The sequence below is a fragment of the Streptomyces sp. RKAG337 genome (assembly GCF_023701715.1).
Classification (GTDB): domain Bacteria; phylum Actinomycetota; class Actinomycetes; order Streptomycetales; family Streptomycetaceae; genus Actinacidiphila.
In genome coordinates this window covers 198,267-214,083 of record NZ_JAJOZA010000002.1, presented here as the reverse complement: position 1 = coordinate 214,083, position 15,817 = coordinate 198,267, and the positions used below count along the sequence as shown (strand labels likewise).

Sequence of the window (15,817 nt, the reverse complement as noted above, 5' to 3'; positions counted from 1 at the left end):
CTATCTGCCTCGTAGGCCAGGAACACTGCCTTGGTCTTGTCCCGTGCCGTGGGCAGCAGCCTGAGTCCTTGGCTGATCTGGTCGTGGGCGCGGCCCGGTTGCCCCAAGTCGATCAGGCACCTGCCCGTATCCACCGCCAAGTCGGCGTGCCCCATCCAGGAGCACCACTGGGGTGCCGTCTCGGTGGTCGAGTCCAGGAGTTTTTCGGCTTGGGCGAGGTCGCGGTAGCAGGCTCGGGCTTCGTGGAGCATGGCGTGTGCTCGGGCTTTGCGCAGGAACAGCAGGGACCGGGCGGTCGGGTTGGTGGTGCGGGAGAGGGCGTGCTCGAGGCTGTCGGCGGCAGCGCGGGGATGGCCGAGCCACATGCTCTGGTAGGCGATGTCCGAGAGGGCTCCGGCGCCCATGTCCCTATCGCCGGCCTGGTGGGCCGCGTGGACGGCGGCGTGCCAGTACCGGTTGGCTGCGGCGTGGTGTTCGTAGTCGAAGCGGTGCCAGGCAAGGGTTTGGCTGAGGGAGGCGGCAAGAGAGTGCAGCCGAATTCCAACAGCATGCCCGTAGCTGCCCTGTTCGAGGAGCTCGACGACGGTTGTCAGGTGTCCGTCGAGGAGCGGCCCGGTGTGCTGGCGGTGCGCGGTCGGCAGACTGGTCAGGTTACGGGCGGAGCTCTCCAGCCAGTCGACGAGGGCGGAATCCACCGGACGTCCGCTGGTGGAACTGGCGGCCAGTGCCGGGTCGATCGTGGCCCATTCGAGTGCCAGGGCGCCCAGTGCGGCCGGTGTGTAGGTCAGGAAGGTGCGGCGGTCGACGGCCATCTGCGCGGCCTTTCTCAGGACGGTGACGGTCAGCCCCGCTCCGAGGGGTGCGGGGGTCTCGTGGCCGGGCAACCAGTGCGGCCAGCCCAACGCGGTCACCTGGTCGTACGGGACATCGAAGATGTCGGAAAGAAGCAGTTGCGAGAACTCGTCCGGCATGACGCTTCTCTCCCATAAGGAGACGCGTTGGCGGCTGGTACCGGCCCGGCGGTCGCGGCGTCGGGCCGCCTCTTTCACGCGCCGGGCGAGTTCGGCTTGTGACCAGCCGTGCAGCCACCGTGCGTAGGCCAGAGGATGCCGGATGGGTTCGTCCACCAGTTCATGGAAGCACCCCGGACCACCTCGCCGAGGCGTAATCACCGGGTGGGATGACAGGGGGATGACACCCGAACACTGTTGCGAATCGGCTCTGTTGCTCTGTAATCGACTCCGCGGGCCGACCGCGCCCGCGGTGACCGTCCGCGCGAACTTGTTCAGGCTGGAGGGACAAGTCCCATGACTCTTGGCATCACGCCTGGCGACCGCACCGCGGAGAAATCGGTGGACAGCCACGGCGTTGCTCAGTTGAACGGTGTTCGGTTGCGTATCGAGACGCCGACGCCGGTGGTGCTCGGATCCGTACTGGGCATGCTGGTCCCTGCTTGCTCCGTTGCTCCCCCGGACGCAGTGACGCAGTGGACACTCAAGGTCGAGGAGCGCAGCCCGGAGGTCGAGGATCGTGGCGGCCTGTTCGACGGCCGGCTGGTCCTGGAATTGCCGTACGGAGGGCGCCGCCTGGCGGTCGTGGGCGTCGATGACGAGGTGCTGCGGGTGGCGGCGTGCTACCGGCCGGGGGCGACGCCGGTGGTGATGGAGGTCGACTCGCGCCAGCAGGTGACGCGGCTCGTGGTGGCCCCGGGGGACGTGGTCGGTCTGCGGTGGGCGGACTATCTGGGGCGGGTGTTCTTCGCGTCCCGGCTGCTGGCATCGGGCTGGCGGATGCTGCACGCCTCGGCAGTCGCCGTCGACGACGTCGCGCTGGTGTTCCTGGCGGGGCGCCACGGGGGGAAGTCCACGCTCGCCCACCGGGCGGTGCGGGAGCTGGGTGCGCGGTTCCTGGCCGACGACCTGGTGCTGATCGGCCCGGACCGCACGGTGGTGGGGTGGCCGACCCGCGTCGCGGTTCCCGCCGAGCTCGTCGGCGATATCGACGGCGAGAGGCGTGAGCGCACCGTTGTAGCCGGCGTGAGGCGCGACCGGTTCCTTTTCACGCCGGCGCAGCACCGTGCTGCGCTCGGGATTGCGTACTCGCCTCCTGTTCCGCTCGGCGCGGTCGTGATCGTGGACGGGGACGCGGCCGCCGGGGAGGGCGTCCGGGCGGACGCGGGGATGCTTCAGCGGGCGGTGGCCCGCGCTGCTCATGTCCCGCAGCAGCTGCTGTATGTGAGCGATCCGCTGGGTCTGATGGGTGGGGCGCGGCTGGCGGATCAGGTTGCCGGGGCCGGGCAGTTGGAGGGACTGATGTCCGGGGTTCCGGCGGCGGTTTTGCGGGTGGCGGTGGAGCAGCTGCGGTCGGCGCCGGTGTGGCGTGCTCTTCAGGACGTCGTCCCGGGGACAGGGCGTGGCCGGTGAGTGGGCTGGGGCGGGGCGCGTACGAGGTGGTGAGCGCCGGACGGAGTCTGTGGGTGGAGGCGGATGCGGCGCTGGGCTCCCGGTGGGATGAGATAGTCCCGCACCTGCCCGGTGTTTCGCCCGGCGCAGTGCAGCCTGCTGCCGGCCCGGCTACGGCACTTCTGCCGGGCGGTGTGTCGGTGGGGGATGCTCGGCGGTTGCTGAACGCCCATCTGCATCTGCTGCATTTGGCCTGCGGCACGCTGTGTCTGCACGCGGTGGCCTTGCGGTTTCCGGCCGACGGCCGGGTCGTGGTGCTGCTCGGCGGACACGGTGCGGGCAAATCGCTCGTCGCGCTGGCGCTGGTGCGCCGGGGCTGGCGGGTCCTTGCCGGTGACGTGGCGCTGGTGGACCTTTCCGAGCCTGACCAGCGGGCCCGTGTGCTGGGTGGCACGGCTGCGTTCCTCGCCCGGCGCGGACCGACGCTGCGCTGGTTCCCCGACCTCGCGCTGCCGCCGCCGGGCGGTGACCGGGTGGATCTGGGCCACCTTCCCGGGCTGCGGGAGTCCGCGCCGGTGGAGGCGGGCCCGGTGGCGGTGGCTGTCGTGGTGGACGTGGACGGCGACCCGGTGGCCGGCGCGGGAGCGGTCGAGGTGCTGGATACGCACACGGCCGCGACGGTGTGGTGGCGGGCGAGCGGCCATCTGCTGGAACGGTTACTCGACGGCAGTCCGGTGGTGCTCCGCCAGTTCGAGGACGGCCTGGCTGCCGCCCGCCGTCAGGACCGGGTGCGGGCGCTGGCCCGCGCCCTGCCGTTGCACGCGGCATGGGGAGCGCCCGACGCGATCGCGGGCCGGGTCTTGGACCTGGCCGACTCCAGCACACCAGCTCAGTCGATGGAGGTCCGTTGATGTCCGAGGAGAAGTCCGCGGCGCGCCGGTACACCGGAGCGCGGGTCCGCGTCGGGCAGGGGCGGGCGCGCCTGGTTGCGGCGGCGGTGCCGGGGGCGGGCATGGTGGCGGGCCGGTTCAGTGTGCTCAGCCCCGGCACCGAGCGGCGGCATCTGGCGGGGGCGGACCGCGAGGCCGGGTACATGACGCTCGGCCGGGCCGACGAAGCGGCGGGCTGGGTGCTGGCCCCGGTGCCGCATGGCGCCGCCTTCGATCCGGCTTGTCCCGGGGCGGTGACCGCGCCGTCGGGGATGGATCCGGGGATGGTGGCGCTGGCCCGGTTCCAGCAGATGGCCTGCCTGGGCCTGGACCGGGTGCCCACCGACGACCTGAGCGACGTGGTGGTCGTCGGGTCAGGGCCGGTCGCGCTCGGCTGCGTGCTGGAGCTGTCCCGCCGCGGCGTCACCAGCATCCGGGTGGTGACCGCGCGTCGGCACGCCGCGATCCGCCGGGCTCCGGGCGTGATCTGTGTACCGTCGGAGGGCGCCGGGCGGGGACGGTTGGTCATCGACGCAGCCGGCGTCCCGGCGAGCGCGGCCATGTTGACCGCGCCCGGCGGCATTCTCGGCTTGCTCGGCACTCCCGCCGACGGCGACGCACTCGGTGCGCTCCAGGTGCACCGGGCAGGCTGGAGCGTGGTGGGGATGCACGAGTTGGCGCCCGCCGCCGAGGGCGCGTACCAGGGCGCGTTCACCACGGCCTGCCGCTGGCTCACGGGGCATCTCGATCCGGCCCTGGCCTCGTTCTGGTGCCGGACGGTGCCTGGCGACAAGGCGCCGGAACTGTTCGCCCTGCTCGACGCGCCGGGCCGCCCGGCCGAGCCGGTCCTGCTGTTGGACTGGAGGACGGCGTGAGCGGCGTGGGTGCGGCCGGGATCGGGCTCTACAGCATCGGCGTGCGGGGCCTGGACGTGCCGGTACTGCTGGAGTGGGCTGGGGCGCAGGGTGTTCCGTTCGTACATCTGCGGGGCGGACCGCGCGGTTTCGACCTGGCCCGGCAGTCACCGGAGGTGCTCGCGCACTGGCGTCGGTGCGGGGAGTCGTTCGTGCCGGTCACCGGGGTGACGGGCGACCTGGACCTGGCCGACCTGTTCGCCTTGTCCGCCCCCGAGCGGGCCCGGGCCCGGGCCGAGCTGGAACTCCTGACAGCCGCGGCCGCCGCGATCGGCGCCGGTTGGGTACGGCTGCTGGGCCGCACCGTGCCCCAGGGGTCGCTGCTGGCGGCCATGCTCACCGGCGAGCTGCCGGTCTCCCGGCTACCGCTGCTGGTGGAGCTCCACCACCCCGGCTGGCTCGCACCCTCCGCGCTGGACGCCCTGGAGACGTTGTTGGAACGCTGGCCCCGGATACGGGTGCTTGCCGACACATCCCAGCTCGCCGCCGCCCTGCCGTCAGCAGTCGGTGAGGGGGACGAGGCGCTGGAGCGGGTGCTCGATCTCTCCCGGGTGCTGCACCTGTCCGACGACGGAAGCGGCCTGGACGCGGCGGCCCGCGCACTGGTGGCGAGACGGGCCCGGGACCGGGTCGGTAGCGGTCAGGGCATCGAGGTCGCCGTCGAGTGGACCGGTCAACCCCGCACCGCCCAGGCGTGCTTGGACCGACACCGGGAGGCCCGCCGGTGGTGGGCGCAGCGTTCCGGGGCTCCCCCGCGAAGGCCATAGGGTGTCCATCCGATCACTACACGTCACAAGGAGGGGTTGTCGTGGACCCGAAAGCGCAGCCTGATCTCACCGCGGTGCTCGCCAGCGCCTACGGCCTGCACGGCGCCGTGCTGGAGCGGCTGCCGGTCGGTCAGGTGACCGTCAACTACCGCGCCCACGTGGGTAACGGTGACCAGGTGCTGTTCGTGAAGCACTACCAGGGCAGCGAATCGGACCTGGGCGCCGAACAGGCCGCGGTCGATCAGACGCAGCTGGCCGGCCTTCACCAGGTTCCGGTCGCCTCGGTGCGCCCTTCGGTCAACGGCGACACCGTCGTGCGGCAGGACGGCATCGCCGTCTCGGTGTGGGAATGGGTGCCTGGAACGGTGGTCGAAGACGGTCTCAACCCCGCCCAGCAGCGGGCAGCCGGAACCACGCTGGGCCGTATCCACACCGCGTTCGCCGACCACCCGGCCGGGTCCGGCCCGTCGGCGAAGCTGGAGAAGTGGCTGCGCCCGGACATCGACAAGCTGGAGGCCACTGCGGTCAAGCTGCTGGGCATCGCCGGGGAGCGAGCCCAGCGTGACGCGTTCGACGAGCAGGCGCTGCGGACCTTGGCCGAGCGGCGCGCGGTGCTGCACCGTATCCCCGAGCTCCTGGACGGTCTTCCGCCGCTGACGACGCAGGTTCTGCACGGCGACTACTCGGCGGTCAACCTGCTGTTCCAGGGCGACGAGCTGACCGCCGTGCTGGACTTCCTGCCCCCCGACCCGTTCCTGGTCGCCTACGAGCTGGGCCGGATCGCGTTCGACCCGCGCACGGTCGTCCTCGACGAGGGCTGGATCGCGGCGGGCGTGAACCTGGTCGGCGCCTACCTGGAGACCAACCCGCTCGTGCCGGCCGCCGACGTCACCGCCTGCGCCCGGGTTGCGCTGCTGCAGCTGATGACCAGTTTGTACGGGGTCAAGCAGCACTACCTCAAGCCCGGCCTCCTCCAGGAGGACCTGGACCAGTTCTGGCTCCTGCGGCACGCCGCGGCTCAGCGACTGCTGGCGGGCCTCGGCGAGGTCGAGAGCGCCCTTGCACGGGCAGCACATCACCGCTGACGGGCCGCCTCCGGGCGGTCCACAAATGAAGGAGTAACCGATGTCCACGACGGCCATAGCCGCCGACCAGTGGGTGGTCCTGCGCGGACCGATCAGCGCCGAGACGATCACCACGGCCGCCACCGCGCTCGCGGAGCGCCGCCAGCTGCAGTGCGCGCTCGACGAGGGAGCCGGAACGCTCCGGCTCGCCGACCCGGTGACCTCACACGTACTGGTCACGGTGCGGTGGAAAAGCCTGCCACCGCAGGCGCCCCGCACGCTGGGCTTCCAGATTCCGCCGCCGGCCGCCGTGGACATCCTGATCGACCCCGCGCCCGACTCCGGCGGGAGCCAGCTCGCTGCCGAGCTCCACGACGCTCTGTCCGCGCACGCCCTGCCCTACACCGGGAGCGAACTGGACGGCATCCGGGCCGCCATGCCGCTGCTGGAGCGCTACAGCACCGAGCAGCCGGCGTTCGGCAACTGGGCGCTGCTCTTCCGCGACCACTACCTGGAGCACAGCACCGGATTCGTCCTGGCGATGGAGCGGGCCGGGATCCCCCCTGAGTGGATCTTCGCCCTGGACAAGGGCGACAAGACGTGGAACCGGGACCGGGTCCACGCCACGTTCACCGCGCGCGGGTATCGCAGTGACGTCCTGGACAACACGGCCGTCAACGACCCGGAGGCGCACCGGGGCGAACTCGCCCGCGTCGGCGCGGATATCGACGCGTTCCTGGACGCCGCGCACGCGGCCGGTCGGCGGGTGCTGGTCGTCGACGACGGCGGCCTGCTGGCCCGCGGCTACGGCGCCGTCGGCGCGCCCCGCACGGTGGACGCCGCGCTGGAGCTGACCGTCAGCGGCATCAAGCGGATCGCCGCCGCCGGCCAGCTGGCGATCCCCGTGCTGAACATGGCCCGCTCCCAGGTCAAGTCCCGCCTGGGCTACCGGGAGATCGCCGACTCCTGCCTGCGACGGCTGCGCGCCCTGCTTCCGGACCGCAAGATCATCGGCCGTCAGGTACTGCTGCTGGGCTACGGCACCCTCGGCTCCCGCCTGGCCGCCCAGTTACGAGATCTGGGCTGCCGCGTCGACATCGTCGACACCGACCTCCCGGCGCTCATCGACGCCGCCGAGCACGGCTTCACCACCTACCGCACCGCCGCCCAGGCTCTCGCCGCCACCAGGCCCTTCCTCATCATCGGCACCACCGGCGAGATCGCGCTGACCGACACCGACCTGAGTGTCCTTCCCGACGGCGTACTCCTCGCCCCCTTCGCCACCCGCGACTTCTCCGCCCTGACCGAGAACGCCGTACACCGCGCGGGAGCCGTCGAGCTCCCCGGAGTGGGCATGCGCTTCGGTCTGCCCGGCGAGAAGTCGCTCACCCTGCTGGGCAACGGCCGCTCGATGAACCTCTTCGAAGCCGACTCCATCCCCAGCCAGGGCTACGACGCGTACCGCGCCGCCACCCTCATCGTCGCCACCGCCCTGTGCGCCGACCCCGGACGCATCCCCGCCGGACTGCACACCGCCCCGGCCGACACCGCCATCACAGACGCCGGCCTGTGGGAGGCGTACTACGACCTGTACGCCGCACCAGGCTCCGGCACCGGCCACGTGTCCGCCTTCCCCGCCCCGCGCCCCGCTGCCCGCGGCCGTCTGGCGCGGGCCGCGATCGTGGGATACGGCGTCGCCGGGCGCCTGCACACCGAGATCCTCACCGCCCTGGGCGCCACCCCGGCCGTCATCGACCCCAAGCACCAGGACCTGCCCGCGTCTCTGCGGACCTTCCCCCACCAGGTCAGCGAACTGCCCCCGGCGGTGGCCGCGGGCATCGACCTGTGGTCGGTCTGCTGTCCCACCGCCGAGCACCTGGACGTGCTCCGCGCGATCCTCCGGCACAACCCGGCCGCCCGCGTCCTGATGGAGAAGCCGGCTTGCCGCGGGCACGAGATCGACGCCTTCAGCCGCCTGCTCGCCGACCACCCCGCCGCGCGGATGATCGTCAACGACCAGTACCGGCACTCCACCACGCTGCCGGCGTTCACCGGCCTCATCGCCGCACTGGAACCCGGCGCGCCCATCGACAGGGTCTCGGTGCTCTTCACCAAGGACCGGCGCCCCGACAGCGCTTCGGGGCGCTTCATCGACCGCGACTACGGCGTGCTGGGCTACGAATGGCTGCACATGCTCGCTGTCACCCGCGGCATCCTGCCCGCCCCGGTGTGGGAGCACTATCTGGCCTTGGACCCGGCCACCACTACGACCGAGCCGGAATACGACCCGGCGCTGTTCGTCGCCGCCCTGACCGAACGAGCCGACCTCCCCCGTCCCGGCGCCGCGGGCGCGCTGCGGCTGGAGCTGACCTCCTCGATCCTCGGCCCGGGGCAGGCCGACGACGCCGCACCCGCACCCCGGCCCCCGTGGCGCCAGGGACTTCGCGCGGCCGACGACCGCTACCGGCACGTCACCGTCCACGCCGGACGAACCCGCTTCACCCTGCATCTCGAACCCGTCACCGCACCCGGCGGCTGGCAACTCGAGCGCAACCACCACCGGCTCACCGCGGTACGCGACGGCGCCGTCGTGCACGACGAAGTCCTCGCGGACTCCCCGCTGGAGACCTCTGTACGCCACGCGGCCGCGGCCCTGTTCGCCGAAGCCGCCCCACCCGCGCCCGACCTCGAACCGCTGCGCCGTATCGCGCGGCTCGCCGATGTTCTGCGCGAGCGGGCACCGGACTCCTTCGCCGCCCCGGATGCGTCCCGGACCAGCGCGTAGCCGCACACGACCCCGCCCCCGGCCGCCTGCCGGGCCGACCGGAAGGCCCCGCCGTGATGAACGCCCTCTCCCTGACCGCCGGCCAGCGAGTCGTCACCATCCACTCCAACACCCCCGGTGTCACCGACTGGGCGACCAGGTACTTCGGCCGGTACTGGAAGGCCTCGCCGCCGGAGGGCAGCACCGCCGTCACCGGGCCGGTGGTCACCGTCATGGACGGTGACCACCGCGCCCCCGTCGCCGGCTCGCATACGCAGCATGCCGTCTTCGCCCGCGAACCCATCGGCTACACCCGCCACCCAGACGGGACCGTGAGCGCGCATACCCTGTCGGACCCGCCCCTCGCCTTCCACTACGCCCCGCCGAGCAGCACCTGCGGATCAGCAGCCAACAAGCCCTGCAGACGGCAGCCTCGCCGGGCCGGCCGACACGGCTGGCGACCGCCGCCACCCGCTTCGCCCGCGAGATGATGCGCGCCCGGCTCATCGCCGACGGGTGGGTCCTGCTCCACGCCTCCGCCGCCGTGTTCCCCGGCGGACGTACCCTGCTCGCCCTGGGCGACTCCGGAGCGGGCAAAACCACGACCGCTCTCACCCTGGCCTCCGCCGGCGCCGCGCTGCTGGCGAACGACTGCTGCTTCGCCCGTCCCAACACCGACGGCACGCTCGACCTCCTGCCCTGGCCCGCCGCAGCCGCCGTCGGCCTCGGACTTCTCCACGCACTCACCTTCACCGAGTCCGCCCGCTCCCACCTCCAGACCGGCGAACCGCCTCATCCCACCCAGGACCAGCGCGTCACCGACGCCCTCACCACCGGGCGGCCCGGTGCGCTGATGTCCGCGTCCGGCCGGGAACTGAAGGCACACATCTGGCCCGAGCAGCTCACCCGCTGGTTCGGCCTGTCCCTGGCCACCACCGGCACCGCGGCCGGTGTTCTCCTCCCGCACGTCGCCCCCTCCCCCGTGGCCCCGGCCAGCGCGGTCGACGGCCGCCGTTTCAAGGTCACCAGCAACGCCTTCGTGACCTCGGACGAAGAGCGTTACCCCGACCTCTTCGGGTTCACCGAAGGAAGCAGCGTCGGTACACCTACGGCCCGCACCGAGGTCCTTGAGTACCTGAACCGCCTGCCCCGGCAAGCGATCGACCTGAGCCACGACCACCCGGGCAACACCCGGCTGCTCACCGCCCTCACCGCCTCGCTCGTCGATGCAGGACACGGTCGTCTCGACGGTGTCGGCCGGCCCAAGCGTCAGCCGGGGTCACCGGCGGTGCCGCCTGAGTCCGCCACGGCAAGGAACTGATGGGCGCCGCGCAACCTGGTGGCGAGTTGGCGTTGGGTCGCGCGGCTGTCGAGGCGGACGTCGACCGGCCCGGGAAGCGTGCTCTCGGCCCGAAGGCCCGTTGGCAGCCGTGACGCGTCGAGCCCGTCGCGCTGAGCGATGAGAACGCCGAGACCGTGACGGCTGACAGCATCCGCCCCGCCGAGATGGTGCATACCGTGCGCGTTGGAGGACCCGAGTTCCAAGAGGGCCGCGGCGAGATCGGCGACATGGACAGGGCACCGGATGTCATCGGTGAAGAGGACTCCGGCCTTCCGGCCCGCCGCGAGGTCATGCACAGTGCGCTCGTGCACGGACTGACTGCCCCCGATGATCAGTGAGGTGCGGGCGATAACTGCGTCCGGGGCCAGGATGCGGATCCCGGTCTCCGCTGCGGCCTTCGCCGCCCCGTACGGAGTGACAGGGTCGGGAAGGAGGGTCTCGTCGTAGGTGACGCGGCCGACACCGGAGAACACGGCGTCCGTGGATACGTGCACCAGCCGGCAGTCGTACTTCGCCGCGGCCATCGCCAGTCGTACAGGGCCCTCGGCTGTGACCGCCCAATCAGAGTTGCCGCTCGTCGCGTTGACGACGAGCCTCGGGGCGACCTCGGCCAGGACGGCTTCAAGGCGGGCGGCGTCCCGCAGATCAAGGGCGTACCACGTGGCGCCCGGGATACTTCCGGGCCTGGTCGCGAAAGTAGCGGCCGTCGTATGCCCCGCCGCTACCGCTTGGCGGACCAGCTCGGAGCCCAGAAACCCGCTGCCACCGACGATCAAGACGTCCATGACGCGACACGGTAGACGTTCAATCCTCCCCTCGAAGGCGGGTTTCCCAGACATGACCGGGCCGGGCAAAACCCTGGCCCGAAACGCGCTACCGTCCGGCGCTCCCTGGCCAAAGACGCAAACAGCGCCGGCCCCGCCCTCGGGGATCGGCCGGATGCCGATCCCCGAGGCCAGCGCCGTCGGGGGTGGCGGCACGAGAGGTGACGATGCTGATTCGTTTGCCCGAAAGGCGCTGGGCGCTGAAGGGGAGCCCGAGGGGCCACTGCGGCCGGCGAAGGCCACGCTCCGTGAGGGCGCCGCTCTGCCGCTCGCACAGACAAGCCCCTTTTCGGGACGCGTTCGAGACGGATTGCCAGGTTGTCAGTGGCGGTGGGCATGCTGGCCGAGGGTGGATCCGACACCCGCGTCGAACTCGCTGGAAGGCAAGTCGTGGACCAATTCAGGGCCTGGAAAAGCTATGCACGCGCAGCAGAGAGCGCCCTGTTCCGCGCCGGGTACAACGACCTGGAGTACGCGGTGCGTCGTACGGACGCTGCCGGGGCGGCCGAGGCCCGCTGGGCCTGGAATTGCGCGTCCGCGGACCTCACCGGCGAGGAGTGGCCGGACGGGCTGGTCCTGGTGTGGAGCTCGTCGGCGGGGTGGGGATACCAGGCGCGTCCGTCGGATAGTGCCGTGGCCCTGCCCGTCCCGGTCCTGGCGGCGCCGGAGGCGATCGTCGCCCTGCTGCCGGCGCTGATGGACGGCCGCCGAGGACAGCTGCCCGCATCGGAGAGCCGGTGGGAGCACGCTGAGGCAATCACGAGCTGGTTGGAGGCAGCGTCCGTGCTGGGGGACGACAAGTACGACGCCGCCTACCAGCGGGAGGAAGAGGCCGCAGCGACCTTCCTTCGGTGGCAGGACGAGCTGGACGGCAAAGCGACCAACGACCCGTCTCACGCCGAGACGCCTGCAGACCGCCAGGAGAGCGGCTTCGCTCCGCAGAAGGGTCGCAACCGCGGGAGAGCGGTGGTCTTGGACCCGGACGGCGCCCCCTTGCCGCCCGCCGAGGAGGCAACACTCGGCCTGGTGGTCGGCATGCTGGCAGTGTGCGCGGAACTGGCAGGCGAAATGTCCCGTCAGCCGCACAGTCCCACCATCCATGCGGACGTGCTTCTCGCCCAGTACAGCCGGGTCGCGAACGTGGCGCAGTGGGTCGGACTGGCCGCAACAGCCCTTCGCCGGGACCTGCTCGAGCACGTGGGGCGCGCCCCGGCAGCCGCAAGAGCACACAGGACCGGGATCGCCGAGCTGGCGCGATACCGGATCGTGGCGCAGCGCACGGACAACGCCCATCCGGGAGCGGCCACGCTCACGAACTACACCTACGCACGGTCGGTCGAGGAAGCCGTCGCCACGGTCCGTGCGGAGAACGAGAGGCCGGAGGGCCTGTACGGGACTTCTGGCCTCTACCAAATCGTGGAGGTGAGCGAGGAGGAGCCGGACGTCAGCGAGGCCCGGCACGAGGAAGTTGCCCGCCGCCGATTCCTCACCTCGATCATGAATGCCGCGTACGCCGATACCCACGGAGGTCTGCGTCCCCATCCGGACCTGTTCGGCGTTTTGACCGACTACTTCACCCGGGCCATCGTTTTCCCCGGCCAGCTCGCTCAGGACGACGGCCAGGCCCACACCAGCGACCCGTCGCGCGCCCTCGCCCACCTGCTCCTGGAACACCTCAAGCGCCACGGCTTCGACCTGGAAGCTGCCCCGGAAGTGGACGGCTACGACGCGTCCCCCCACCTGGACGCCGGACCGCACCTCGTCGACCGGATTGCTCAAGCTCTGCAGGACAGCGGCTGGTTCGCCTCGGCGGAGCCCGGGAAGGGGCCGGCTGCGAACGACATGGTCACCCTCACGACCCTGTATGGGACCCGGTACGTGCTGCACGTGACCATTCCATCCGACAGCACCAGCAGTTCGGCGTAAGCGAGGGGGCTGGGCCAAGGCGGGCCCCGCGTCGTCCTCACCGCGGGTCGCCCTGGCCGGGTGACAGCCGCTTCCAAGCCCCGGTTGGAACACGGGCTGACGAGGCCACCGAGACAGCCATCCAACGCCCTGCCGAGCGAAGACCGGCCGCGGCATCGCGCGAGGCTCGGGTCCGCCGGGCGCTCCCGTCACGCGTTCCAGTCCTGGCGAGCCCGCAGGACTGGGAGGATGGGCCGGGCAGCGGGTCGCAGCCAGCTCAGCGCCCGCTTCCCGTCCAGGCCGAGCCGGTTCACGGTGTGTCGGTCCGATCAGTCCGTGGTGAGGGAGAGCAGCAAGTGGGCAAGGCGAGCCGGCGGCGCCGGGAAGCACGACAGAACCCGGCCAACCGCGATATCGCACGCGCCTCGCAGCAGGAGCGCTTCGCGATGATCGCTGCGAGCCTGCCACGAGGTGGCGGTGGGCTGTCGGTCGCTCAGGCCCTGGCTGTGGGCAGCGTTCTGGTCGCCGCGAACAACCCCCGCAACGACACGCCGGAATGGTTCCGCGATGGCTGGGACGTGGTGGACCTGCTCACCGCCGGGATGCACCCGTCGCTGCTGCCGTGCAGCGAGAGCCGGTTCAGCGCCGTCCGCGACACCTGGCTGGACCAGTTGCGTACCGAGCCGTTCTGGGGAGCGGTCACCGACATGCTCGAAACCCTCCTGCAGATCTCGCATGACACGGCCACGCCCGTCGACGACCCGGAGGTCGTCATGGCCCTGGTTGCCTCCCTGGTCGACGTCCCATCCTGCATGCAGCCCATCGCGGAAGGCCTGCGTCCGGCGGGGTTGGCCGCTGTGCGGCCGTCTGCGGACGGGGTAGGCCGTGCCGTGGTGCGTGAAGCCCTCGCACTGCGCCCGGGTATCCGTGTGCTGACCGACGAGGGCGAGGCCATCTCCCTTGGCGATCGCAACGCCTCAACGCTGCGGGAACTGGCCGATGGTCGCGCCGAGATGCTCGGCCGCCCGCTGGAGCCGGGTGAGCGGATCTTCGGTGAGGAGGAGGTCCCGCGCTTCGAGGCGTTCGTCGAGGAGATGATGGCGGCGTTCGAGCTCTCACCAGCCATCCGGCACGCCTCCAAGGTCACGGGATTCATGCCGCCGGGCCGGGAGGGGCTGCCCAACCAGCACCACCAGGACGAGTGGGAGCAGGTCCTTGAGGTCTTCCTCCAGGAGCATCCGGACATCGCGGCCGCCTACGACCCTGAGGCGGAAGCCGAGAAGATCGGCCTCATGCGCTTGAAGATCGTCTTGCAAGCCGACGCCGACTCCCTCGCCAACCGCGCCGGAACCATTCGTGACCTGCGCAAGACACCCGAAGGAGACCTGGCGCAGATCATCATTCGCATGGTGCCGATGGTGCTCGGCGCCTTCGGCCGCCGCACCCTCCTGGATGCCGCCGGCGACTGGGCTCGCGGCGTCGACGGAGCCCCGAGCATGACCGACCTGGCGCGGGCGCTGCTTTGGCTGGAGCGCTCTATGAAGTCCGGCTCCGACGGGTACACCACCGAGGAAGCCGTCCAGGCCGCGTCATTGGCAGCGGAGTTCTACTGCGCCATCGGTGCCTCAGAAGAGCTGCGCTGACCTCGCTACCAGCGGCGAAGCCTGCCTCCGCCTCACCTTCGTCTCCGCCACCATCGGCGTCGACCGGGTCGGGGCGGCTCAGGCGGCTGCGGCTCGTACGGCGGGGCGACGCGATCCGGCACCAGGCCCACCTTGTCCGGGTGTACACAGGCTGGGATCCGGTCCGCGGTGTAGCGGTGGCCGTCCTGGCCGTCGAACGGGCAGTCTCTGCTCGGACGGTCGAAGACCACAAACCCCGCACGCGGAAGGCGAAGCGCCGGGCAGATGCCGCAGCACCGGTGGTCCGATTCCGGGTCGACGAAGGGCTCCTTCATGCCGTCGCCGCTCAGGTGCGGATCGCGGCCAGGATGTGTTCGGCGCCTTTGGCCCGTAGCGCGTCCGCGACCGTGCGCCCGAGCTTTTCCGGCTCCCCCACCGGGCCGGAGGCGTTCGCGGTGACCTGTCGGGTGCCGTCCAGGGCGGTGACGGCCCCCGAGAGATGCAGCTGCCCGCCCGGCTCCGGCCGCGCATACGCACCCACCGGGACGGAGCAGCCACCGTGCAGTTCCGCGAGGAGGGATCTTTCAGCTCGCACCGCGGCGTCCGCTGCCGCGTCGCCGGTGTGCCCCAGCAGCCGGGCGGCTTCGCTGCCTTCACGGACCTGGATGCCCAGGGCTCCCTGACCAGGAGAGGGGAGGAACATGCGCGCGTCGAGGTACTGCGTGACGTGCTCGTCGAGGCTCAACCGTTGCAGCCCCGCGGCCGCGAGCAGCACGGCGTCCACTGTCCCGGTCTTGATCCGGGCCAGCCGGGGGCCGACGTTCCCCCTGATCGGCACCAGGATGAGGTCCGGGCGCAGCGCCAGGAGCTGGGCGACGCGGCGCGGGGCTCCGGTTCCTACCCGCGCGCCGTGGGGCAGGGAGTCGAGCGAGTGCCCGCACAGGGCGTCGCGGACGTCGGCGCGCGGGCCCGGTGTGGTCAGCAGCATCAGCCCGGCCGGCATCGTGGTCGGCAAGTCCTTGAGGGAGTGCACGATCACGTCGACCTCGCCGGCCAGCAGGGCCGCCTCCTGGCTGGAGGAGAACGCGCTGCCGCCCGAGGACTTGGCGACCTCCGCCAGCGTCGGCGTGCGCCGGTCGCGGTCGCCGCCTTCCAGGATGACGCGGTGCCGGAAGTCGACGTGGGGCAGCTGCCGGCGCAGGGGGGTCAGGACCTCGCGTACCTGTGCTTTCGCCAGGGCGCTGGCGCGTGAGCCAACCAGCACCACGATCTTGTCCGCCACCT

The 15,817-nt window shown here is 71.5% G+C and carries 13 protein-coding genes; 10 read left to right on the top strand and 3 right to left on the bottom strand.

The window, feature by feature from the left end:
- A partial coding sequence (locus LNW73_RS35695; protein WP_250993349.1) for a helix-turn-helix transcriptional regulator occupies positions 1–1,127 on the bottom strand: 1,127 nt, incomplete at its 3' end.
- A 180-nt stretch (positions 1,128–1,307) separates the two neighbouring features.
- Here LNW73_RS35695 and LNW73_RS35690 point away from each other — a divergent pair.
- The 8 genes from LNW73_RS35690 to LNW73_RS35655 all read left to right on the top strand — a co-directional run bounded on the left by LNW73_RS35690 (position 1,308) and on the right by LNW73_RS35655 (position 10,161).
- Positions 1,308–2,423: a hypothetical protein gene (locus LNW73_RS35690; RefSeq protein ID WP_250993348.1), complete on the top strand. Its 1,116-nt coding sequence runs from the start codon at positions 1,308–1,310 to the stop codon at positions 2,421–2,423.
- Positions 2,424–2,620: 197 nt separating this feature from the next.
- Positions 2,621–3,313 (top strand): hypothetical protein, encoded by a 693-nt coding sequence (locus LNW73_RS35685; RefSeq protein ID WP_250993347.1) that lies wholly within the window; start codon positions 2,621–2,623, stop codon positions 3,311–3,313.
- The gene (locus LNW73_RS35680) at positions 3,313–4,206 is read left to right on the top strand and encodes a hypothetical protein (protein ID WP_250993346.1); all 894 of its coding nucleotides are present in this window, start codon (positions 3,313–3,315) and stop codon (positions 4,204–4,206) included. The genes LNW73_RS35685 and LNW73_RS35680 overlap by 1 nt, the downstream gene beginning before the upstream one ends.
- Positions 4,203–5,012: an AP endonuclease gene (locus LNW73_RS35675; RefSeq protein WP_250993345.1), complete on the top strand. Its 810-nt coding sequence runs from the start codon at positions 4,203–4,205 to the stop codon at positions 5,010–5,012. The genes LNW73_RS35680 and LNW73_RS35675 overlap by 4 nt, the downstream gene beginning before the upstream one ends.
- A gap of 41 nt (positions 5,013–5,053) precedes the next feature.
- Positions 5,054–6,097 (top strand): phosphotransferase enzyme family protein, encoded by a 1,044-nt coding sequence (locus LNW73_RS35670; protein ID WP_250993344.1) that lies wholly within the window; start codon positions 5,054–5,056, stop codon positions 6,095–6,097.
- Between the two features lie 40 nt (positions 6,098–6,137).
- Entirely contained in the window at positions 6,138–8,861 is a 2,724-nt protein-coding gene (locus LNW73_RS35665) for a Gfo/Idh/MocA family oxidoreductase (RefSeq protein WP_250993343.1), read from the top strand.
- A gap of 56 nt (positions 8,862–8,917) precedes the next feature.
- Complete coding sequence (locus tag LNW73_RS35660) at positions 8,918–9,331, top strand: hypothetical protein (RefSeq protein WP_250993342.1); 414 nt, start codon at positions 8,918–8,920, stop codon at positions 9,329–9,331.
- The gene (locus LNW73_RS35655) at positions 9,328–10,161 is read left to right on the top strand and encodes a hypothetical protein (protein WP_250993341.1); all 834 of its coding nucleotides are present in this window, start codon (positions 9,328–9,330) and stop codon (positions 10,159–10,161) included. The genes LNW73_RS35660 and LNW73_RS35655 overlap by 4 nt, the downstream gene beginning before the upstream one ends.
- Here LNW73_RS35655 and LNW73_RS35650 read toward each other — a convergent pair.
- Positions 10,110–10,967, bottom strand: a complete 858-nt coding sequence (locus tag LNW73_RS35650; RefSeq protein WP_250993340.1) for an SDR family oxidoreductase — start codon at positions 10,965–10,967, stop codon at positions 10,110–10,112. The genes LNW73_RS35655 and LNW73_RS35650 overlap by 52 nt on opposite strands.
- Before the next feature lie 369 nt (positions 10,968–11,336).
- Between LNW73_RS35650 and LNW73_RS35645 the strand changes: the two genes are divergently transcribed.
- Together LNW73_RS35645 and LNW73_RS35640 are read left to right on the top strand one after the other, a co-directional pair.
- Positions 11,337–12,932: a hypothetical protein gene (locus tag LNW73_RS35645; RefSeq protein WP_250993339.1), complete on the top strand. Its 1,596-nt coding sequence runs from the start codon at positions 11,337–11,339 to the stop codon at positions 12,930–12,932.
- A gap of 335 nt (positions 12,933–13,267) precedes the next feature.
- Complete coding sequence (locus LNW73_RS35640) at positions 13,268–14,554, top strand: hypothetical protein (protein WP_250993338.1); 1,287 nt, start codon at positions 13,268–13,270, stop codon at positions 14,552–14,554.
- A 325-nt stretch (positions 14,555–14,879) separates the two neighbouring features.
- Here the strand turns inward: LNW73_RS35640 and hemC are convergent, their stop codons facing one another.
- Positions 14,880–15,815, bottom strand: coding sequence for a hydroxymethylbilane synthase (hemC, locus tag LNW73_RS35635; RefSeq protein ID WP_250993337.1), 936 nt, complete (start codon positions 15,813–15,815; stop codon positions 14,880–14,882).
- Positions 15,816–15,817 lie beyond the last annotated feature (2 nt).